1 protein-coding gene is annotated in these 24,018 nt (G+C 74.4%); it reads right to left on the bottom strand.

Features of this window, described 5'->3' with window-relative positions; translation table 11 throughout:
* Positions 1 to 2: 2 nt before the first annotated feature.
* Entirely contained in the window at positions 3 to 23,939 is a 23,937-nt protein-coding gene (locus ACSP97_RS32775; RefSeq protein ID WP_440555637.1) for a non-ribosomal peptide synthase/polyketide synthase, read from the bottom strand.
* Between the last annotated feature and the right edge of the window lie 79 nt (positions 23,940 to 24,018).

The following is a 24,018-nucleotide window of genomic DNA, read 5'->3' as shown; positions in this document are numbered from 1 at the left end:
GGTCAGTCCTCCTGGTAGGGGGTGGTGTCACCGGTGGCCTCGGCCAGGCGGGCGGCCAGGATCGGTCCGATCTGGGCCAGTGAGCCGGCTTCGGTCATCTTGTTGTGCCGGGTGGTGATCTCGTGGGACGTGATCCGGCCCGTGAGGTAGGGACGCCAGGTCGCGGGGCCGGTGTCGTTCCCGTCGCGGTCGATGGTCGAGTTGAACAGCAGCAGGTCGCCGTCGAACACGGAGGGGACGAAGTCGACCGCCAGTTTCGCGTTGTTGATCATGATGTGGACGATGACTTCGATCTGCCGCTCCGTCAGTCCCTGCAGCGCGCTGCCCCGTCGGTTCAGGACCTCGGCGACCTCGGCGTAGGTCAGTTCCCGGTCGCCCAGCTCGTCGGGGTCGACGTCGAGCACGCCGACGAGCACGTCCCGCTCGGTGGGCACGGGCGTCTCCTCGAACCGGACGTCCTTCACCGGGTAGGCGTCCAGGACGGCCAGCAGCGCGGTCCGCTCGCCGCGCGACTGCAGCTCGCAGGCGAGGGCGTGGGCGATCAGCCCGCCGGCGGACCAGCCGAGCAGCAGGTAGGGGCCCTGGGGCTGGATCTTGCGGATCTGGTCGGCGTAGTCGGCCGCCATCTCCTCGAAGGAGGCGGGCAGGGGTTCGGGGCGGCCGAGGCCGCGCGCCTGGATGGCGTAGACCGGGTGCTGGGGGCCGATGTGGTTGAGCAGCCCGCTGTACGACCAGCTGATGCCGCCGCCGGGATGGACGCAGAACAGCGGTGTGCCGGTCCCGGTCGGCCGCAGCGGCAGGACGACGTCCAGTGCGTCCTCGGGGTCGTCCATGACCAGGCGCTCGCTGAGCCCGGCCACGGTCGGCGCCTCGAACAGCATGCGCAGGCCCAGTTCCAGACCGAGGGTCTCGCGGACGCGGGAGGCCAGGCGGGCGGCGAGCAGCGAGTGTCCGCCGAGATCGAAGAAGTTGTCGTCGATGCGCACCTGTTCCCGGCCGAGGACCTCGGCGAAGAGGTCGCACAGGAGTTGCTCCCGCGGTGTCCTCGGGCCGCGTCCGGCGCCGGTCGCCCCGTACTCGGGGGCGGGCAGGGCGGCCCGGTCGAGCTTGCCGTTGGCGGTCAACGGCAGTGTGTCCAGGACGACGAAGGCCGAGGGCACCATGTAGTCGGGCAGTTCGCGGCGCAGGCGCGCGGACAGTTCGGCCGGCTCGGGCGCTCCCTCGGGGGCGGCCACCAGGTAGGCGACGAGCCGCTTGTCACCGGGCCGGTCCTCGCGGGCGACGACGGCCGCCTGGGCGACCTCCGGGGAGCTCGCGAGGATGGCCTCGATCTCGCCTGGCTCGATGCGCAGTCCCCGGAGCTTGACCTGGTGGTCGGTCCGTCCGGCGAACTCCAGGGTGCCGTCGGCCGCCCACCACGCCAGGTCGCCGGTGCGGTACATCCGGCTCCCGGGCGGCCCGTACGGGTCGGCGGTGAAGCGCTCCGCCGTCAGGCCGGGCCGGCCGAGGTAGCCGCGGGCCACGCCGGTGCCCGCGAGGTACAGCTCGCCGACCAGGCCCACGGGCGCCGGGCGCAGGTGCGCGTCGAGCACGTAGGCGCGCGTGTTCGCCATGGGCCGGCCGATCGGCACGGTCGCGGCGTGCTCGGGGAGGTCGCGCACCGGGTGGCAGGTGGCCAGCGTGGTCGCCTCTGTGGGCCCGTAGCCGTCGACCACCTCGATGCCGGGGCAGGCCCGGAGCACCCGGGCGACGGCGGCCGGGGAGACCACGTCGCCGCCGGTCCACACCTCCCGGACTCCGGCGAGCAGGTCCGGCCGCTCCTCGGCGACCAGGCGGAACAGGCCCGCCGTCAGCCACAGTCCGGTCACCCCGTGCGTGCTGATCGTGTGCTGCAGCAGGTCCAGGTCGAGCCGCTCGGGCGGGGCGACCACGACCGTACCGCCGCTCAGCAGGGGCACCCACAGTTCGTAGGTCGAGAGGTCGAAGGCGGTCGGGGAGTGCATGAGCACCCGCTCGTGTCCGCCCCGGTGCCATTCGGGGCTCAGCGCGAGGCCCACCACGTCGCGGTGGGTGACGGCCACCCCCTTGGGCCGGCCGGTCGAGCCGGAGGTGTACATCACGTACGCCAACTGCCGCTGGTCGCAGCGCACTTCAAGGTCGGACGCGTCGGGTTCACCGTCCAGCAGCACGGTCAGCGCGTCCTCGGTGAGCACCAGCGCGGCCCCGGCTTCCTTGAGGATCAGCTCGATCCGGGTCTGCGGGTAGCGCGAGTCGAGGGGCACGTAGGCGCCGCCTGCCTTGGTGATCGCCAGGAGGGCCACGACCAGGTCCGCGGAGCGGTCCAGCAGCACCGCGACCGGTGTCTCCGGGCATACCCCCTGGCGGATCAGTGCCCGCGCGAGACGGTTGGACCGCTTGTCGAGTTCCCGGTACGTCAGCTCGCCGGGGCCCGCCACGACGGCCACCGCGTCGGGGGTGGCGCGGACCTGGTGGGCGAACAGCTCCGGCAGCGCGGCCCCGGGCAGCTTGGCCGGGACGCCGGTGGACGCGGACAGCAGCCGGTCGCGTTCCTCGTCCGACAGGACGTCGATGCGGCCGATCGGCCGGTCGGGGTCGGCGACCGCCGCGCGCAGCAGCCGGGCCCAGCGGGCGAACAGCAGCTCCACGGTGGCCGGTTCGAACAGGTCGGTGGCGAACTCCACCGCGCCGACCAGGCCGTCGGGTCCGCCGTCCGCGCGGAACCGCTCGGCGAGGCTGAACGTCAGGTCGACGCGCGAGGTGCCGGTCGGCGCCTCCAGATGGCCGGTGGACAGACCCGGCAGCGCGAACTCGCCCACCGGCGCGTTCTGCAGGGCCAGCATGACCTGGAACAGCGGGTGGTGGGACAGCGACCGGGCCGGGTTGACCACCTCGACCAGGTACTCGAAGGGCACGTCCTGGTGGTCGTAGGCGGCGAGCGCCTTGTGCCGCACCCGATCGAGCAGTTCGGCGAAGCCGGGGTCGCCGCTCGTGTCGGTACGCAGTACCAGCGTGTTGACGAAGAAGCCGACCAGGTCGTCCAGCGCCTCGTCGGTGCGGCCGGCGATGGGACTGCCGATCGGGATGTCGGTGCCGGCGCCGAGGCGGGTGAGCAGCGCGGCGAGACCGGCCTGGAGCACCATGAACATGCTGGCGCCGCGCGCGGCCGCCAGGTCGCGCAGCGCCTGGTGCAGGTCCGGGTCCAGCGCGACCGTGACCCGGTCGCCCCGTTGGGTGGCGACCGGGGGGCGGGGCCGGTCGGCGGGCAGCGGCACCTGCTGCGGGATGCCCGCCAGCTCGTCCTTCCAGTAGGCCAGTTGCCGGGAGAACAGGCTGTCCGGGTCGGCGGTGTCGCCGAGCAGTTCGCGCTGCCAGCAGGTGTAGTCGGCGTACTGCACCGGCAGCGGGGACCAGTGCGGCTCCTCACCTCGGCAGCGCGCCGTGTAGGCGGCCGCGAGGTCGGCGGAGAGCGGTCCCATCGACCAGCCGTCCGCGGCGATGTGGTGCACCACGACCAGCAGGACGTGCCGGTCGGGCGCGAGCGCGTACAGTTCGGCCCTGACCGGCGGTTGTGCCGCCAGGTCGAAGCCCCGCCGTGCCGTCGCGGCCAGCCGCTCGGCCAGCCGGTCCTCGTCGAGCGGGATCACCGGCAGCTCCGGGTACGCCTGCTCGGCGTCCAGGACGACCTGGTACGGCACGCCGTCCGTCTCGCGGAAGACCGTCCGCAGGCTCTCGTGCCGGGTGATCACGTCCGCGAGCGCGGCGTGCAGGGCCGGGCGGTCGAGCGCGCCGGTCAGGCTCAGCGCGAGCGGCATGTTGTAGGTGGCGCTCGGCCCGTCCATCCGGTGCAGGAACCACAGGCGGCGCTGGGCGAAGGACAGTTCCACGCGGTCGGGGCGCGGCCGGGCGGTCAGCGCGGGCCGCGCCGTGCCGGAGCCGTCGAGGCGGGCCGCAAGTCCGGCCACGGTCGGCGTCTCGAAGAGCGTACGGACGTCAAGTTCGGCGCCGAGGGTCGCGCGGACTCGGGCGGCCAGGCGGGTGGCCAGCAGTGAGTGCCCGCCCAGGTCGAAGAAGCTGTCCTCGACGCCGACCCGGGCCAGGCCCAGAAGTTCGGCGAACAGTTCGGCGAGGAGCTGTTCCTGGGGGGTGCGCGGCGCCCGCGCGGTCCCGGCCGTCCCCAGGTCGGGCGCGGGCAGCGCGCGGCGGTCGAGCTTGCCACTGCCGGTCAGCGGCAGTGCCTGGAGCGCCACGAACGCCGACGGGACCAGGTAGTCGGGCAGTCGTCCGCGCAGCCATTCCCGGAGTTCGCCGATGAGGGCGCCGGTGCCGCGGCTGCCGGTCGGGCGGTTGGTCAGCGACGACAGGGACCTGGAGGCGGTGACGGCCGGCCGGTAGGGCTCGACGGGGGCACCGTGACACACCCGCGGGTCGGCGAGGACGACGTCCACGGCGTCGTCCTGCCCGGCCGACCAGGTGACGCCCACCCAGCGGCCGAACTCCTGCCCGAGGGCCACGAAGTCCTCCGGGTCGGGCAGTGCGCCGTCCTCCGGGCCGTGCAGCCGTTCCAGCAGCTCGGCGAGCGAGCCGTCACCGTCCTGCAGGGCCCGGGCCAGCGCGGTCTCGCGCGCCACGCGGCGGTTCGGCACCCCGGTGATCCGCAGCAGGTCCGCGTGCGGCCGGGCGAGCAGTTCGCGCAGCTCGTCCGTGCCCGTGATCTGCCGTCCCCACTCCAGCTCGGCCGTCCGGCGGGGGGCGGCCGGGGCGACCGGCGGCTTGTACAGCGTCACGTCGTAGCGGTAGCGGGTCAGTTCGTTGTGGTGGCGGCCGCGCTTGACCTCGACGCTCACCGCGCCGATGTCCGTGCCGCGTGCGCCCAGGACGGTGAAGAAGTCCGGGTCGACCAGGAGTTCCTTCTCGACCCTGACGGCCTGCTCCACCGCCCGGCGCACCGCCGCGAGGTCGCCGTCGGCGCCGGTGCGGTGCAGTTGGACCGCGGTGGCCAGCGGGCGCAGCAGCCGCAGGTTGCGCACGTCGCCGACGAAGAGCGTGCCGCCGGGCGCGAGCAGCTCCATCAGCTTCCCGATCACGTCCGCGAGGTAGTCGGCGGACGGGAAGTACTGCACCACCGAGTTGATCACGACGGTGTCGAAGTGGCCGGCCGGCAGGCCTTCGGTGTCGTGCGCCGGGCGGGTCTGGAGCACGGTCCGCCCGGCCAGGTCGTCCCGGCGGGCGATCTGGGCGGTCAGCGCGTCGATCGCCGTGGCGGAGAAGTCCGTCGCCCAGTAGGTCTCGCAGTGCGGTGCGATCCCCGAGAGCAGCAGTCCGGTCCCGACGCCGATCTCCAGCACCCGGCGGGGGCGCAGGGCCAGGATGCGGGCCACGGTGGCGTCACGCCATTCCCGCATCTGCTCGACCGGGATCGGGCTCGTGTCGTAGCTGCTGTTCCAGCCGACGAAGTTCTGGCCGAAGCCGGCCTCGTCCGGGGTGATGGGCAGGGCGTCGTAGATGTCCCGCCACTCGCTCACGTGGTCCGTCTCCAGGACGCTGTCCCGGTCCTCGTGCTGCTGCGGGACGACGTAGCCGACGAGCCGGTCGCCCTGGGCGAGGACGGCGGCCCGGGCGACGTCCGGATGCTCGGCCAGCGCCGCCTCGATCTCGCCGGGCTCGATCCGGAAGCCGCGCACCTTCACCTGGTCGTCGGCGCGGCCGACGTACTCCAGCGCTCCGTCGGCACGCCGGCGCACCAGGTCTCCGGTGCGGTACATCCGCGCACCCGGCGGACCGAACGGGCAGGCGACGAACCGACCGGCCGTCAGACCCGGCCGGTTCAGGTACCCCCGCGCCAGGCCGGCGCCCGCGGCGTACAGCTCCCCCGTCACGCCCTGCGGCACCGGCCGCAGCCGCTCGTCCAGCACGTACACCCGGGCGTTGGCGATCGGACGGCCGATCGGAGGCACGCCCGTGCCGGGTGCCAGCGGGTCGCTCATGGTCGCGCACACGGTGGTCTCGGTCGGGCCGTAGGCGTTGACCATCCGGCGTCCGGAAGCCCAGCGGTCCACCAGCTCCGGCGGGCACGCCTCACCGGCCACCACCAGTGTCGACAGCCGCACCGAGTCCTCCGGGACGGCGGCGAGGACGGACGGGGGCACGGTCGCGTGGGTGATCGCCAGGGCGCGGTCGGCCAGCGCGGCGACCGGGTCCCCCGTCGGCGGCAGGACCAGGGCGGCGCCGCACAGCAGCGCGGTGCAGATCTCCGACACCGAGGCGTCGAAGCTGGGCGAGGCGAACTGCAGCACCCGGCTGGTGGGTTCGATCGCGAAGCGCTCGATCTGCGCGGCGACCAGGCTCGCGATGCCGTCGTGGCCGACGACGACACCCTTGGGATGGCCGGTCGACCCCGAGGTGTAGATCACGTAGGCCGGGTGCCGGGCGTCGAGTGCGACCGCGGGGTCGGTCTCGGGCCACGCGGACACCTCGGTCACCAGCGCCGGGTCGTCGACCACCAGGGACGGCCGGGCGTCGTCCAGCATGTACGCGATCCGCGCCCGCGGGTACGCCGGGTCCACCGGCAGGTACGCGGCCCCGGCCTTCAGCACGCCGAGGACGGCCACCACGGCCTCCACCGAGCGTGGCAGGGCCACGGCCACCGTCTGCTCCGGCCCGACGCCCCGGGCGATCAGCGCGTGCGCGAACCGGTTCGCGCGGGCGTCGAGCTGCCGGTACGTCAGCTCGGTGTCGCCGCACACCAGGGCCACCGCGTCGGGGGTCGCCGCCACCTGCGCCGCGAACGCCTGCGGCACCGGGACGGCCGCCACCTCCCGGGCGGTCTCGTTGCTCCCCTCCAGCAGACGGTGCCGCTCGTCGGCGCCGAGCAGCTCGATCGCGCCGATCGGCCGGTCCGGGTCGGCGGTGACGGCTTCCATCAGGCGCGTCCAGCGTGCGGCGAGGGCCGTGACCGTGGCGCGGTCGAACAGGTCGGTGCTGTACTCGATCGCGCCGACGATCCCCGCCGGGCCGCCGTCCGGTGCGGACCGCTCGACGAGGCTCACGCCGATGTCGAACTTCGCGGTCCTGGTGTCCACCGCGTAGGTGGTGACGTCCAGGCCCGGCAGGGAGAAACGGCCCATGGGAGCGTTCTGCACGGCCAGGATGGTCTGGAACAGCGGGTGGTGGGAGAGGGACCGGGACGGGTTCAGCACCTCCACCAGATGCTCGAAGGGCACGTCCTGGTGCGCGTACGCCGACAGCGCCGTCTCCCGCACCCGGCCCAGCAGCTCGGTGAAACTCGGATCACCGCTCGTGTCGGTGCGCAGCACCAGCGTGTTGACGAAGAACCCGACCAGATCGTCCAACGCCTCGTCGGTCCGCCCCGCGATCGGGCTGCCGATCGGAATGTCCGTCCCGGCCCCCAACCGCGTGTACAACGCCGCCAGCGCGGCCTGCAACACCATGAACAGGCTCGCGCCCGAGCGACGCGCCAACTCCAGCAGGGACGCGTGCAGTTCGGGGCTCAGCTCCAGAGGAACATGGTCCCCGTGCCATCCGGCCACGGCCGGCCGGGGCCGGTCGGTGGGCAGCCGGAGCAGCTCCGGCAGGTCGGCGAGCTGGTGTTTCCAGTGGTCGAGCTGTTCGGCGAACCGGCTTCGGTGGTCGGCGGCGTCGCCGAGCAGGTCCCGTTGCCACAGCGTGTAGTCCGCGTACTGCACCGGCAGGGCACGCCAGTGCGGCGCGCGTCCCTCGCACCGGGCGGTGTACGCCTCGGCCAGGTCGCGGGCCAGGGGGCCGGTCGACCAGCCGTCACCGGCGATGTGGTGCATCACCAGTAGCAGGACGTGCGTGTCCGGTGCGAGCGCGAACAGCTGCGTCCGCAGGGGCGCCTCGTTCTCCAGGTCGAACGGCAGTCGGGCGAACTCGGCCAGCCGCTCGGGGAGGTCCGCCTCCGGCACCCGGACCAGCCGCGTCCGGGGCCGGGCCGTGGCCGGGGCGAGGACGAGCTGGCGGGGTACGCCGTCGACCTCCGGGAAGACCGTCCGCAGGCTCTCGTGCCGGGCCACCACGTCGGCCAGCGCCGCGTCCAGCGCGGTCCGGTCGAGCGTCCCCGTCAGCCGGAGCGCGAGCGGGATGTGGTAGGTCGCGGCGGCGTCGTCCATGCGGTGCAGGAACCACAGGCGTCGCTGGGCGAAGGACAGCGGCACCACCTCCGGCCGTTCGCGCCGGGTCAGTGCCGGGCGGGTGCGGTCGGCCTCGGTCAGCGCCTGGGCGAGTCCGGCCACGGTGGGTGACTGGAAGAGGGCGCGCAGTCCGACCTCCACGCCGAGCACCGAACGCACCCGTGCGGCCAGCCGGGTGGCGAGCAGGGAGTGTCCGCCCAGCTCGAAGAAGTCCTCGTCGACACCGACCCGCGGCACGCCCAGCACCTCGGCGAACAGCTCGCACAGGATCTGCTCCTGCGGTGTGCGCGGCGCCCGGCCGCCAACGGCCGTGTCCGGCGCGGGCGCGGGCAGCGCCGCCCGGTCCAGCTTCCCGTTCGGCGTCAACGGCAGCGCGTCCAGCAGCACGAACGCGGACGGCACCAGGTAGTCGGGGAGCCGGTCGCGCAGGTGTGCCACCAGCTCCGCGGGGCGGACGGTGACGCCGGGGCGGGCCGCGACGTAGCCGACGAGCCGGTCGTCCCGGGCGAGCACGGCGGCCTGGGCGACGTCCGGATGCTCGGCCAGCGCCGCCTCGGTCTCGCCGGGCTCGATCCGGAAGCCGCGCACCTTCACCTGGTCGTCGGCGCGGCCGACGTACTCCAGCGCTCCGTCGGCACGCCGGCGCACCAGGTCTCCGGTGCGGTACATCCGCGCACCCGGCGGACCGAACGGGCAGGCGACGAACCGACCGGCCGTCAGACCCGGCCGGTTCAGGTACCCGCGCGCCAGGCCGGCGCCGGCGACGTACAGCTCCCCCGCGACACCGGGCGGCACGACGCGCAGCCGCTCGTCGAGGACGTACACCCGAAAGCCCGCGACGGGCCGGCCGATCGGCGGTGCGCCGGCCCCCGGGGACAGCGGGTCGCTCATGGTCACGCAGACGGTGGTCTCGGTCGGGCCGTAGGCGTTGATCATCCGCCTGCCCGGCGCCCAGCGGGCCACCAGCTCCGGCGCGCACGCCTCACCCGCGACGACCAGGGTGGTGGCCGTGAGGTCGGCGCCGTCCACCGCGGCCAGGGCCGACGGCGGAAGGGTCACATGCGTGACACCGAGCCGTGGGTCCGTCAGGGCCTCCAACGGGCTGGCGGAGGGGGCCAGGACGAGAGCGGCGCCGGTGAGGACGGCAGCGCACAGGTCCCAGAAGGACGCGTCGAAGCTGGGCGAGGCGAACTGCAGCACCCGGCTGCCCGGTGCCACACCGAGCCGGTCGGCCTGCGCCGCCACCAGCGCCGACACACCGGCGTGGCTCACCACCACGCCCTTGGGGCGCCCCGTCGAACCCGAGGTGTAGATCACATAGGCCGGGTGCCGGGCGTCCACCGCGACACCCGGGTCGGTGTCCGGCAGGTCCGGCGCGCCGGCCACCAGGGCCGGGTCGTCGACGACCACCGTCGGACGCGCGTCGTCCAGCATGAACGCGATCCGGGCCGCCGGGTACGCCGGGTCCACGGGCAGGTAAGCGGCCCCGGCCTTCAGCGTGCCCAGCACCGCCACCACCGACTCCACCGACCGCGGCAACGCCACCGCCACAACGTGTTCCGGGGCCACGCCCCGCGCCCTGAGCGCGTGCGCGAACCGGTTCGCCCGGGCGTCGAGCTGCCGGTACGTCAGCTCGGTGTCCCCGCTCACCAGCGCGACCGCGTCGGGCGTCAGTGCCGCCTGGGCCGCGAACAGCGCCGGCAGGCTCTGCCCGGCCGCCTCGCTCCCGGCGGCGGGCAGCAGCTCACGGCGCTCCTCGGCGGACAGCAGGTCGATCCCGCCGATCGGCAGGTCCGGCCCGGCGACGACCGCGGCCAGCAGCCTGGACCAGCGGGCGGCCAGGGCCTCGACCGTCGTGCGGTCGAACAGGTCCGTGCTGTACTCGATCGCGCCGCTGAGCCCGGCCGGCGCGCCGTCCGGCCCGTGCTCCTCCGCGAACCCGAAGGTCAGGTCGAGCCGTGCGGTCCCGGTGAGCACGGGGATGCCGGTGACCCTGAGCCCCGGCAGGTCGAAGTCACCCCCCGGTGCGTTCTGCACGACCAGGCCAGTCTGGAACAGCGGGTGGTGGGAGAGGGACCGGGACGGGTTCAGCACCTCCACCAGATGCTCGAAGGGCACGTCCTGGTGCGCGTACGCCGACAGCGCCGTCTCCCGCACCCGGCCCAGCAGCTCGGTGAAACTCGGATCACCGCTCGTGTCGGTGCGCAGCACCAGCGTGTTGACGAAGAACCCGACCAGATCGTCCAACGCCTCATCGGTCCGCCCCGCGATCGGGCTGCCGATCGGAATGTCCGTCCCGGCCCCCAACCGCGTGTACAACGCCGCCAACGCGGCCTGCAACACCATGAACAGGGTCGCGCCCGAGCGACGCGCCAACTCCAGCAGGGACGCGTGCAGTTCTGCGTCGATCCGCATTTCCAGCAGGTCGCCGCCGTACGACATGGTGGCCGGGCGCGGCCGGTCGGCGGGCAGCGGCACCTGCTCGGGCAGCCCGGCCAGCGCGTCCTTCCAGTAGGCGACCTGGTGGGCGAAGAGGCTGTCCTCGTCGTGCTCGTCGCCGAGGACGTCGTGCTGCCACAGGGTGTAGTCGCCGTACGTCACCGGCAGCGGGGGCCAGGCGGGCGCCCCGCCGCCGCGCCGGCTGGTGTAGGCGGTGGCCAGGTCGCGGGCGAGCGGGCCCATGGACCATCCGTCGCCGACGATGTGGTGCATGACCAGCAGCAGCACGTGTTCGTCGGGGGCGAGGGCGAACAGTTCGGCGCGCAGCGGCACTTCCCTGGTCAGGTCGAATGCCCGCACCGCGGCGGCGCGCAGCAGGGCGGGCATCTCCGCCTCGCCGGCCGCGCGCACGGTGAGCGGGACGGGGACCTCCGCGGTGTCCACGACCCGCTGGTGCGGGATCCCGGCGGTGTGCGGGAAGACCGTGCGCAGGGTCTCGTGCCGGGCCACCACGTCGGCCAGCGCGGCGCTCAGCGCCGCCCGGTCGAGGTCCCCGGAGAGCCGCAGGGCGAGGGGCATGTGGTACGTGGCGCTCGGGGCCCCGAACTGCTGGAGGAACCACAGGCGGCGCTGGCCGAAGGACAGCGGCATGGCCTCGGGACGGGGCCGGGGCATCAGGGCCTTGCGTGCGGTGCCCGTGTCGTGCAGCCCGGCGGCCAGTCCGGCGGGGGTCGGGTGCCGGAAAAGGGAGCGCAGCTCCAGTTCGACTCCGAGGGTCGCGCGGACCCGGGAAACCAGCCGGGTGGCGAGCAGGGAGTGCCCGCCCAGCTCGAAGAAGCCGTCGTCGACACCGACCCGCGGCACGCCCAGCACCTCGGCGAACAGCTCGCACAGGATCTGCTCCTGCGGTGTGCGCGGCGCCCGGCCGCCAACGGCCGTGTCCGGCGCGGGCGCGGGCAGCGCCGCCCGGTCCAGCTTCCCGTTCGGCGTCAACGGCAGCGCGTCCAGCAGCACGAACGCGGACGGCACCAGGTAGTCCGGGACCCGGTCGCGCAGGTGTGCCACCAGCTCCGCGGGGCTCGCCACGGTCGTGGCCGGCGGGACGACATAGGCGACGAGCCGGTCCTCCCGGGCGAGCACCGCGACCTGTGCGACCGACGGGTGCGCGGCGAGTTCGGCCTCGATCTCACCGGGCTCGACCCGGAACCCGCGGATCTTCACCTGGTGGTCCGCTCGGCCCGCGAACTCCAGCTCGCGGTCGGCCCGCCAGCGGACCAGGTCGCCGGTGCGGTACATCAGGCTGCCGCCCGGACCGTGGGGGTCGGCGACGAAGCGCGTGGCGGTGAGCCCGGGCCGGTTCAGGTAGCCGCGGGCCAGACCCGCGCCGGCGAGGTACAGCTCACCCAGCACGCCGGGGGCGACCGGTCGCAGTGCCGCGTCCAGCACGTACGCCCGGCAGTTGGCGATCGGTCGGCCGATCGGCACGGGCAGCGGGCAGTCGGCCGGGAGCGGGTAGGCGGTGATCACATGGGTCTCGGCGGGGCCGTAGTGGTTGTGCAGTTCCCGGCCCGGCCGCCGGGCCGCGAAGCGGCGTACGACACCACCGAGCCGCATCGCCTCGCCGGCCTGCGCGATCAGCCGCAGCCTCGGCAGCGCGAGACCGGCCTCCTCGGCGGCCTCGGCCAGCGCCTCGATCACCAGGTTGGGCGCGAACAGCTCCTCGACCTCGTGGCGGTCCAGCCAGCGGGCGAAGAGCTCGGCGCTGCGGCGCTGCTCCTCGGTCGGCACCACCAGCGTCTTGCCGTACAGCAGCGCGGAGAGTGTCTCCTGCACCGAGACGTCGAAGCTGAGGGCGGTGAACTGCGCGGTGCGCGCGCCGGGTGCGCCGCCGACGGATTCGTGGTGCCAGGCCAGCAGGTTCAGCAGGCCGGCGGCGGGCATCACGACCGCCTTGGGCCTGCCGGTGGAGCCTGAGGTGTAGATCACGTACGCGGGATGGCGCGGATCCGCGGCGACGGCCGGATCGTGCTCCGGCCAGGACCCGTCCGGTACGACGGCCCCGAGGTCGTCGAGCACCACGACCGGCCGGGCGTCATCCAGCATGTAGGCGATCCGGGCGGCCGGGTAGTCGGGGTCGACCGGAAGGTACGCCGCGCCCGTCTTGAGCACGGCGAGGACGGCGACGACCAGCTCGGCGGAGCGCGGCAGACGCAGGGCCACGACCTGCTCGGGGCCGGCCCCGCGCGCGATCAGCGCGTGCGCCAGGCGGTTGGCCCTGCGGTTCAGCTCCCGGTAGGTCAGCACCGTGTCCTCGAACACCACCGCGGGCGCCTCGGGAACCGCCCGGACCTGTGCCTCGAACAGAGCGGCCAAGGTGGCGGCGGGTACCGGGCGCGCGGTGTCGTTGCGCGCGACCAGCAGGTCGTGCCGTTCCTCGGCGGTGAGGACGTCGATCCGGCTCAGCGGCCGGTCCGGGTCGGCGGCCACCGAAGCCAGCAGACGCAGCCACCGCGCGACCAGTGCCTCGACCGTGGTGGCGTCGAAGAGGTCGGTGCTGTACTCGACCCGCCCGACGATGCCTTCGGCCGGTCCGCCGGTGCCGCCGCGCTCCAGCAGGTGGAAGCCGAGGTCGAACATGGCCGTCGGCGTCCGCACCGGGAAGATCTCGGCGGTGAGACCGCTCAGGGCGAACTCGGTGCCGGGCACGTTCTGCAGCGCGAGCAGCACCTGGAACAGCGGCTGGCGGGCGAGGGACCGGGACGGATTGCACGCCTCGACGACGTGCTCGAAGGGCAGGTCCTGGTGCGCGTAGGCGCTCAGCGCGCCCTCCCGGACCCGGCCGAGCAGCTCGGCGAAGGTCGGGTCACCGCTGGTGTCGGTGCGCAGGACCTGGGTGTTGACGAAGAACCCGACCAGGTCGTCCAGCGCTTGGTCGGTCCGCCCGGCGATCAGGCCGCCGACCGGGATGTCCTGCCCGGCGCCGAGTTTGTCCAGCAGGGCCGCCAGCGCGGCCTGGAGGACCATGTACACGCTGGCGCCGTGCCCCCGGCCCAGGCGGACCAGGCCGGCGTGCAGGTCGGCATCCAAGGTGATCGGGAGCCGGCCCCCGGACCAGGAGGGGGTCGCGGGGCGGGGGCGGTCGGCGGGGAGCCGGATCTGCTCCGGCAGGCCTGCCAGCCGCTGCGTCCAATAGGCCCGCTGGCGGGCGAACAGGCTGTCCGGGTCGGCCGGGTCGCCGAGCAGCTCGCGCTGCCACAGGGTGTAGTCGGCGTACTGCACGGGCAGCGGTGCCCACCGCGGCTCCTCGCCCGCGCGGCGTGCCGCGTACGCGGTGGCCAGGTCGGCGGCGAGCGGGCCCAGCGACCAGCCGTCGCCCGCGATGTGGTGGATCACCAGGAGCAGCACGTGGTCGTCCGCCGCGACCCGGAACACCTCGGCGCGCAGCGGCGGTTCGGCCGCGAGGTCGAACCCCCTGGTCGCGGCCCGCGCCAGCAGGTCCGGCAGGTCCGTCTCGCCGGCCGCAACGACCGCCAGTGCCGGGCGCGCCTCCGCGGGCGGCAGCACCCGCTGGTGGGGCACGCCGTCGACGGCCGGGAAGACCGTGCGCAGGGTTTCGTGCCGGTCGACGACGTCGCCCAGCGCCGTCTCCAGGGCGGACACGTCCAGCGGCCCCGTGAGCCGCCACGCCAGGGGCATGTTGTAGACGGAGTCCGCGTCTTCCATCTGTCGCAGGAACCAGAGCCTTCGCTGCGCGGACGACAGCGGCACCAGCTCGGGCCGCTCGGCCCGCCGCAGGGCGAGCCGGGCCCGGTCCGCATCACCCAGCGCGGCGGCCAGCCCGGCCACCGTCGGGCTCTGGAACAGGGTGCGCAGGGCGAGTTCCACACCGAGAGCCGCACGGACCCGGGCCGCCAGCCGGGTGGCCAGCAGGGAGTGCCCGCCCAGGTCGAAGAAGTCGTCGTCGACGCCGACCTCCGACACGCCCAGCACCTCGGCGAACAGCCTCGCAAGCACCTGTTCCCGGGGCGTGCGCGGGGCCCCGCCGGACCGGGTCGCGTCGGTGTCCGGCTCGGGGAGCGCGCGCCGGTCCAGCTTGCCGCTGGCGTTGACCGGCAGGGCGTCGAGGGGGACGAACACGGCGGGCACCATGTAGTCGGGCAGCCGCTCGCGCAGGTGCGCCCGCAGTTCCTCCGCCCGGAGCGCGGCCCCTGCGGCGGGCACCGGGTAGGCGACCAGCCGGGGATCCTCCGCCCGGTCCTGCCGGACGATCACGGCGGCCTGGGCGACCTGCGGGTGTGCCGCCAGGGCCGCCTCGATCTCGCCCAGCTCGATCCGGAACCCCCGGACCTTGACCTGGTCGTCGGTGCGGCCCAGGAACTCCAGGTTCCCGTCCGCGCCCCAGCGCGCCAGGTCGCCGGTGCGGTACATCCTCGTGCCGGCCGGGCCGGAGGGGTCCGCCACGAACCGCGCCGCGGTCAGCCCGGGCCGGTCGAGGTAGCCGCGTGCCAGGCCCGCGCCCGCGAGGTACAGCTCACCGGGCACGCCGGCGGGCACCGGCTGCAGAGCGGTGTCGAGCAGGTGCAGCCGTACGCCGTCGAGCGGTCGGCCGATCACCGGGTGGGAGTGCGGCCCGAGCGGCGCGCACAGCGAGTCCACCGTGCACTCGGCCGGCCCGTAGTAGTTGAGGGAGGACACGCCCTCGGCCGCCCGCAACCGCTGCCAGAGCCGATCAGGTACGGCCTCCCCGCCCAGGCCGACGAAGGAGGGCCGCCACCGCGGCTGGTCCAGCAGGCCATGGTCCACGAGGACTTGCAGGTAGGAAGGGGTACCGCCGACGGTGTGGAGCCCGGCCCGCGAGGCGTACGCGAGGTAGGCGTCCGGATCGGTCCAGGTCGCCTCGTCCAGCACGTGCAGCTCGTGGCCGGCGTAGAGGGCGAACAGCTGGTCGCAGGAGGCGTCGAACGACACGGACGTCGTCAGCCCGATCCGCATGCGCTCACCCGTCCCGAAGACCAGCGGGCGCTGGGCGGCGAACAGGTTGGCCAGGCCGCCGTGCGTCACCACCACTCCCTTGGGCTGCCCGGTGGAACCCGAGGTGTAGACCACGTAGACCGGGTGGTCGCGATGGACGGTGACGCCCGGATCGGTCGACGGGCACGCGGCCACCGCCGCGGCCGTTCCCGGTTCGTCGGTCACCAGCCACCCGGCGGGGCCGGCCTGCGGCAGCCGACCGCGGGTGCGGGTGTCGGTCACCCCCAGGACCGGCCGGGCGTCGTCGAGCATGTACGCGATCCGCGCGGCCGGGTACCCCGGGTCGACCGGGAGGTACGCGGCGCCGGTCTTCTGCACCGCGAGGACGGCCACCACCAGCTCGGCCGACCGGGGCAGGGCCACCGCCACCAGCCGCTCCGGGCCCGCGCCCCGCGCGCGGAGCGCGTGCGCCAGCCGATTCGCCCGCGCGTCCAGCTCCGCGTACGTCAGCGAGGCGTCCGGTCCCACCACGGCGAGGGCGTCCGGGGTCGCGCGGACCTGGGCCCGGAACAGTTCGGGCAGGCTCTCGGTGAACGGCCGGGCCGCCGGGCCGACGCCCAGCGCCGTCAGCCGGGCGCGCTCCTCGGCGCCGAGCAGGCCGAACCGGCTGAGCCGGGACCGCGGGTCGGCGACCACGGCACGTAGCAGCCGGACCCAGCGCTCGCACATCGTCCGGACGGTGGCCGGGTCGTACAGGTCGCAGGCGTACTCGACGGAGGCGTCGATCCCCGCCGGGGAGCCGTCCTCGGCGTGCCGCTCGGCCAGGGTGAAGAGCAGGTCGAGCTTGGCGGTGGTCGAGGCGGGCGGCATGTCGGCGACGCGCAGGCCGGGCGGCGCGAAGTCGGCGCGAGGGGCGTTCTGCAGCACCAGCATGACCTGGAACAGCGGGTGGTGCGCCAGCGACCGGGCCGGGTTGAGGACCTCGACCAGGTACTCGAAGGGCAGGTCCTGGTGGGCGTACCCGGCCAGTGCGGTCTCCCGGACCCGGCCCAGCAGTTCGGCGAACGTCGGGTCACCCGAGGTGTCCGTGCGGAAGACCAGGGTGTTGACGAAGTAGCCGACCAGCTCGTCCTGGGCCTGGTCCGTCCGGCCCGCGACGGGGCTGCCGACCGGGATGTCGTCGCCCGCGCCGAGCTTGCTCAGCAGGACCGCCAGCCCGGCCTGGAGCACCATGAACAGACTGGTGCCATGGGTTCGGGCGAGTTCGCGCAGCCCGCGGTGCAGGTCGGCGTCCAGTTCGGCTCGGACGGACCCGCCCTGGTGCGAGGCGAGGGCCGGGCGGGGCCGGTCGGCGGGCAGCGCGAGCTGTTCGGGCAGGTCCGCCAACTGCCGCGTCCAGTAGGCCGTCTGGCGGGCGAACGGGCTGTCCTCGTCGGCGGCGTCGCCGAGCAGCTCGTACTGCCACAGCGTGTGGTCGACGTACTGGACCGGGAGCTCGGCCCACTGCGGTGCCTCGCCGCGGCGCCGCGCCGCGTAGGCGGTGGTCAGTCCGTGCGCGAGCGGGCCCAGCGACCAGCCGTCGCCCGCGATGTGGTGGAGGACCACCTGGAAGACGTGCTCGTCCGCGGCCAGCTCGAACAGCTCGGCGCGCAGCGGTGTGTCGACGGCCAGGTCGAACGGCCGGGCCTGGGCCTGCGCCATGACGTCCGCCAGCTCCGCCTCGGTCACCCGGCTCACGAGCAGCCGTGGGCGGGTCGCCGCGATGTCCAGCACCCGCTGGCGGGGGACACCGTCCACCGCCGGGAAGACGGTGCGCAGGCTTTCGTGCCGGGCCACCACGTCCGCCACGGCCGCCTCCAGGGCCCGCCGGTCCAGCTCCCCGGACAGGCGCCAGGCCAAAGAAATGTGGTAGTTGGCGCCGGCGTCCTCCAACTGGTGCAGGAACCACAGGCGTCGCTGGGCGAAGGAGAGCGGGATCGCCTCGGGACGCTCGCGCCGGGCCAGGGCGGGCTGTGCCGGTCCGGCCGCCACCAGGGCGGCGGCCAGACCGGCCGGGGTCGGCGCCTCGAACAGGGCTCGCAGCGGCATCTCCACCCCGAGCGTGGCGCGGATCCGGGCGGCGAGACGGGTGGCCAGCAGCGAATGCCCGCCCAGGTCGAAGAAGCCGTCGTCGACACCGGCCGACGCGACGCCCAGGACCTCGGCGAACAGCTCGCACAGGATCCTCTCCTGCGCGGTGCGCGGGGCGCGGGCCTGGACCGCCGGGGCGATCTCCGGTGCGGGCAGGGCCCGGTGGTCCAGCTTGCCGTTGGCCGTCAGCGGCAGCGCGTCCAGCACGACGAACGCCGATGGCACCATGTACTGCGGCAGGCGTGCTGCCAGGTGCGTGCGCAGCGCGTCCGGCCGGGGGCCGGCCCCGGCCGCGGGCACCAGATAGGCGACCAGCCGGGTGTCGTCGGCCCGGTCCTGCCGGGCGAGGACGGCGACTTGGGCGACGCCGGGGTGCGCGGCCAGCGCCGCCTCGATCTCACCCGGCTCGATCCGGAAGCCGCGTACCTTCACCTGCTGGTCGGCGCGGCCGACGTAGCGCAGGCTGCCGTCGGCCGCACGGCGGACGACGTCGCCGCTGCGGTACATCCGCGATCCCGGCGTGCCGAACGGGTCGGCCACGAACCGCCCGGCGGTCAGGCCGGGCTGGTCGAGGTAGCCGCGCGCCAGGCCGGCGCCCGCGACGTACAGCTCGCCGGGCACGCCCGGGGCGACCGGGCGCAGGTGAGCGTCGAGCACGTACGTCCGCAGGTCCGCGAGGGCCGTGCCGATGTGGCCGGCGGCGCCGGTCCGGCCGAGTGCCGCGTGGGTGACGTGCACCGTGGTCTCGGTGATGCCGTACATGTTGACCAGCCGCGGCGCGTCGTCCGGGTGCCGCGCGTACCAGCTCGCCAACCTGGTGTGCTCCAGCGCTTCGCCGCCGAACACGACCGTGCGCAGCGCGAGGCGGCGGCTGGTCTCCGGAGCGTCCGCGTCGGCCTGCATGAGCTGGTAGAACGCGGACGGCGTCTGGTTGAGCACGGTCACCCGCTCACGGGCGAGGAGGGCGAGGAAGCGGTCGGGCGAGCGGCTGGTCTCGTGGTCCACGACCACCAGACGGCCGCCGTGCAGCAGCGGCCCCCACAGCTCCCACACCGAGAAGTCGAAGGAGTAGGAGTGGAAGAGCGTCCAGACGTCCTGGGCGTGGAAGCCGAACAGTGCCCTGGTCGCCTCGAACAGCCGCACCACGTTCCGGTGCGGGACCACCACGCCCTTGGGGGCGCCGGTGGAGCCGGAGGTGTAGATGACGTAGGCCGCGTGCCGCGGGTCGAGGGGGACCACCGGGTCCGTGTCCGGCAGGCCGTCGAGGTCTGTGGCGTCCAGCAGCAGCCGGCCCACGTGGTCCGCGCCGGGCAGGTCGCCGGTCCGGCTCGTGGTCACCAGGAGCGCGGGCCGGGCGTCCTGGAGGAGGTGGCTGATGCGTGCGGCGGGGTACGACGGGTCCACCGGGAGGTAGGCGCCCCCTGCCTTGAGCACGGCGAGCATCGCCACGACCTGCTCCGCGGAGCGCGGCAGCACCAGCGCCACCCGCCGCTCCGGGCGTACTCCCCGGGCGATCAGGGCGTGCGCGAGCCGGTTCGCGCGGGCGTTCAGCTCGGCGTAGGTCAGGGAGACGTCGCCGTCGGTGACGGCGACGGCGGCCGGGTTGGTGCGGACCCGCCGCTCGAAGAGCGCGGTCAGGTGGTCCGCCGACGGCTCCTCGCGCCGGTCGGCGGGCGCCGGGCGCAGCGCGCGCAGTTCCTCCTCGGACAAGATGTCCACCTGGCCGAGCCTGCGGGCCGGGTCGGCCACGGCGGCGCGCAGCAGCCGCAGCCACCGCTCGACGATGCCGGTCACGGTGGGTTCGTCGAACAGGTCGGTGCTGTACTCCACGACGCCCGACAGGCCGTCCTCGTCGGGCTGTTCGGCGAGGACGAAGGTCAGGTCGCACTTGGCCGTCCCGGTGGGCGCCAGGTCGGTCGTCACCCGCAGCCGGGGCAGGTCGAAGGCGCCGAGCGGCGCGTTCTGCAAGGCGAGCATGGTCTGGAACAGCGGATGGTGCGCCAGCGACCGGGCCGGGTTCAGCGCCTCCACCAGGTGCTCGAACGGCACGTCCTGGTGCGCGTACGCGGCGAGCGCGTCGGTGCGCACCCTGCCCAGCAGTTCGGTGAACGACGGGTCCCCGGAGAGGTCGGTGCGCAGGACCAGGGTGTTGACGAAGAAGCCGACCAGGTCGTCGGCGGCCTCGTCGGTGCGTCCGGCGACGGGTGTGCCGATCGGGACGTCGGTGCCCGCGCCCAGCTTGCCCAGCAGGGCGGCCAGTCCGGCCTGGAGCACCATGAAGAGGCTGGCGCCGCCGCTGCGGGCGAGCGTCCGCAGGCCCTGGTGCAGTTCGGCGTCGATCCGCACCGGCAGCCGGTCGCCCCGGTAGGACATCGCGGCAGGCCGGGGCCGGTCGAACGGCAGCTCCACCTGATCGGGGAGGTCCGCCAGCCGACGGCGCCAGTAGGCGAGCTGACGGTTCAGGAGGCTGTCCGGGTCCTTGCCGTCGCCGAGCAGCTCCCGTTGCCAGAGGGTGTAGTCGGCGTACTGGACCGGCAGCGGCGACCACGTGGGTTTCGCGCCCTCGGCCCGGGCGGCGTAGGCGGCCGTGAGGTCCCGCGACAGCGGGCCCGTCGACCAGCCGTCACCGGCGATGTGGTGCACGACCAGCAGCAGTACGTGCTCCTCGGCCGTCAGCCGGAAGAGTTCGGCGCGAACCGGTGGCTCCGCGGCGAGGTCGAAGCCGTGCCGGGCCGCTCGCGCGAGACGCTCGGGCAGCTCGTGTTCGCCGGTCTCGGTCGTCCGCAGCCGGGGCCTGGCCTTTTCCGGGTCCAGCACCCTCTGGCACGGCACGCCGTCGATCGCGGGGAAGACGGTGCGCAGGCTCTCGTGCCGCTCGACCACGTCGGCCAGGGCGGCCTCCAGGGCCCGCTGGTCCAGGTCCCCCGACAGCCGTACCGCCAGCGGAATGTTGTAGGTGGCGCTCGGACCCTCCATGCGGTGCAGGAACCACAACCGGCGCTGCGCGTAGGACAGCGGGACGACGTCGGGCCGCTCCCGTGGCGCGAGCGCCGGACGGGCCCGGTCCGCGCGGTCCACGGCCGCCGCCAGTTCCGCCGCGGTCGGCGCGTCGAACAGGTCTCCCAGCCGCAGCTCCACGCCGAGGACCGAGCGGATCCGGGCGACCAGCCGGGTGGCGAGCAGGGAGTGCCCGCCGAGGTCGAAGAAGTTGTCGTCCGGTCCGGCGTCGGGCACGGCGAGCACCTCGGCGAACAGCCCGACGAGCAGGTGCTCGGTCGCGGTGCGCGGGGCCCGGCCCGGCGCGGTGGGTCCTTCCGGCGCCGGCGCGGGGAGGGCGCGCCGGTCGAGCTTGCCGTTGGGGGTCAGGGGCAGCGCGTCCAGCAGCATGTACGCGGCCGGCACCATGGGCCGGGGCAGTCGCTCGCGCAGGTGGTCGCGGAGGACGGCGCCGGTCAGGGTGGCGCCGGGTTCGGGCACCGCGTAGGCGACGAGCCGTGGCTCCCCTCCCGGCTCGGTGTGCGCCGTCACGGCGGCCCGGGCGACCTGCGGGTGCTCGGCGAGCACGGCCTCGATCTCGCCTGGTTCGACCCGGAAGCCGCGGACCTTGACCTGGTCGTCGGTGCGGCCGAGGAACTCCAGGGTCCCGGCCGCGTCCCAGCGCACCAGGTCCCCGGTGCGGTACATCCGCGACCCGCTCGGCCCGAACGGGTTCGCGACGAACCGTCCCGCGGTCAGCCCCGGCCGGTTCAGGTAGCCGCGCGCCAGCCCCGCGCCGGCGATGTACAGCTCGCCCGGCGCACCGGTCGGCAGCGGCCGCAGAGCGCCGTCGAGCACGTACAGCCGGGTGTTGGTCACCGGCCTGCCGATCACCGGGTGCGGGCTCGACTCCATCGGTGCGACGACCGAGTTGACGGTGCACTCGGACGGTCCGTAGAGGTTGAGGCAGGTCACGCCCTCGGCCGACCGCAGCCGGTCCCACAGCGTCTGCGGGACGGCCTCGCCGCCCGCGGCGACCAGTGCCGGGCGCCACTGCGGGTCGCTCAGCAGCCCGTGCGCGACCAGCTCCTGCAAGTAGGAGGGGGTGGCTTCGAGGTAGTCCAGTCCGCGGCGCGCCGCGTAACGGACGAGGGCGGCGGGGTCGGACCAGGTCGCCTGATCAAGGACGTGCAGCTCGTGGCCCCCGAACAGGGCGAGCAACTGGTTCCAGGAGGCGTCGAAGGAGACCGACGTGGTCAGCGCCACCCGCAGCCGCCGGCGCGTCCTCAGCGCCGGCGCGAGGTGCTGCTGTTGGAGGTCGGTGAGCAGGTCGAGCAGGCCGCCGTGGGTGGGCAGCACTCCCTTGGGCCGCCCGGTGGAGCCGGAAGTGTGGATGACGTACGCGGGGAGGTCCGGGGCGATGGCCACCCCCGGGTCGTCCGCAGGCCGGGCGGCCACCGAGGCGGCCGTCTCCGGGTCGTCGAGGAGCAGCCGGTCGAAGGAGCCGGAACGCGGTAGCCGTTCTGCGCCGCGGGAGTCCGTGACGAGCAGGGCCGGCCGGGCGTCGTCGAGCAGAAGGGCCGTCCGGGCGGCGGGGTACTCGGGGTCGACCGGGACGAACGCCGCCCCGGTCTTCAGCACCGCGAGGACCGCCACCACCAACTCGGCCGAGCGTGGCAGGGCCACCGCCACCAGCCGCTCCGGGCCCGCGCCCCGCGCGATCAGGGCGTGCGCCAGCCGGTTGGCCCGCGCGTCCAGTTCCGCGTACGTCAGGGACACGTCGCCGCACACCAGGGCGGCAAGGTCCGGGGTCGCCCGGACGTGCTCCCCGAACAGCTCCGGCAGGCTCGCGGCCGGGGCTTGGGCGACCGGGCCGGTGCCGAGCGCCGCCGACTCACGGTGTTCCTCGTCGGTGAGCAGGGGGACCCGGCCCACCGGCTCGTCCTCGTCCCAGTCCGCGAGGGTGTCCAGCAGCGCGAGCAGCCGCCGCTGGTGGTCGGCGAGGTCGCCGGGGCCGTACGCCTGGGGGGAGCCGTGCAGCCTGAGCAGCGGCGGGTTGCCGTCGCGGTAGTCGAAGACCCAGACGGCGAGGTCGGTGGTCGCCCCGGAGACGAAGTGGTGCGCGGAGGCGGGGTGCCCGGCGAAGCTCGGCCGGGAGTTGAAGGCCATGATGTTGACGATCAGCGGGAACGCCGTCCCGATGCCGCCGGGGACGCCGAGGTCCCGCAGCAGGTCCTCGCTGCGGTACCGCTCGTGCGCGACCGCAGCCTCGACCTCCCGTGCCACCTGGGTGACGAGTTCGCGCCAGGGCATGTCCGGCCGCACGGTCAGCCGCAGCGGCACCACGTTGGAGGTCGTGCCCGGCACCGCCGTCAGGTCTCGGTCGGCGCCCCGGCGGGCGGTGACGGGCAGGGCCAGCACGATGTCCTGGTCGCCGGTCAGCCGGTGGGCGTAGAGGGCCGTCGCGGCGACCAGCAGCCGGGACCAGCGGACCCCGGACCGGTCCGCCGCCGCCCGCAGGGCCTCCGGGCGGCGCAGTTCCCGTTCCTCGGCGAGCCGGAGGGGGCGGTGCGGGTCGGTCGCGGAGGCGTCGGTGAGCCGGGTCGGGGCTGGAACGTCGGCGAACCGCTCGGTCCAGTAGGCGCGGTCGGCGGTGAAGTCGGTGGAGGCACGGTAGGCGGTGTCGCTGTCGACCAGGTCCCGCAGCGGGCCGAACGGGCAGGGGGGCACGGCGGCGCCTTCGGCCAGGGCCGAGTACACCTCACCGACCCGTTGGCGCAGCATGGAGCTGCTGATCGCGTCGAGTACCAGGTGGTGGTAGTTCAGGTACCAGAGGTACTCCGTGGGTGACGCCTTGATCAGCGCGTGGCCGAACAGCGGGTCGCGGGCGAGGTCCAGCGGGCGCAGCAGGTCCCGCTCCATCCAGCGAACGGCCTCGGCCCGGGGGTTGGGCTCGGCGCTGAGATCCAGGTGGGCCGGGGCCCAGTCCCAGTTCTCCCGGAGAATCTGGCGCGGGCCGTCCCCGTCGTCGGTGAACGTCACGTGCAGGGCGTCGATCTCGTCGACCACCTGGCGCAGCGCCGTCTCGAACAGCTCCCGGTCCACCGGGCCGTGGATCTCCAGGCACTCGCCGACACGGTAGCCCGTCAGGGGCGTGCGGGCGCTCTGCTCCGCGAGCCAGATCTCGCGTTGGGCTGCGGTCAGCGGAAGGGCGTCACCATCGCGACGGGACATGCGGGTACCTCCGGAAGTCGGGCAGGCGTGGTGACAGGACACGCCGGAGCGCGCCGGCCGTGGTGTCGTCACGCGGTCG

The organism is Streptomyces sp. SCPE 10, from assembly GCF_051980735.1.
In the GTDB taxonomy this organism is placed as follows: Bacteria; Actinomycetota; Actinomycetes; order Streptomycetales; family Streptomycetaceae; genus Streptomyces; species Streptomyces misionensis.
This window is presented reverse-complemented; position numbering and strand designations above follow the sequence as displayed.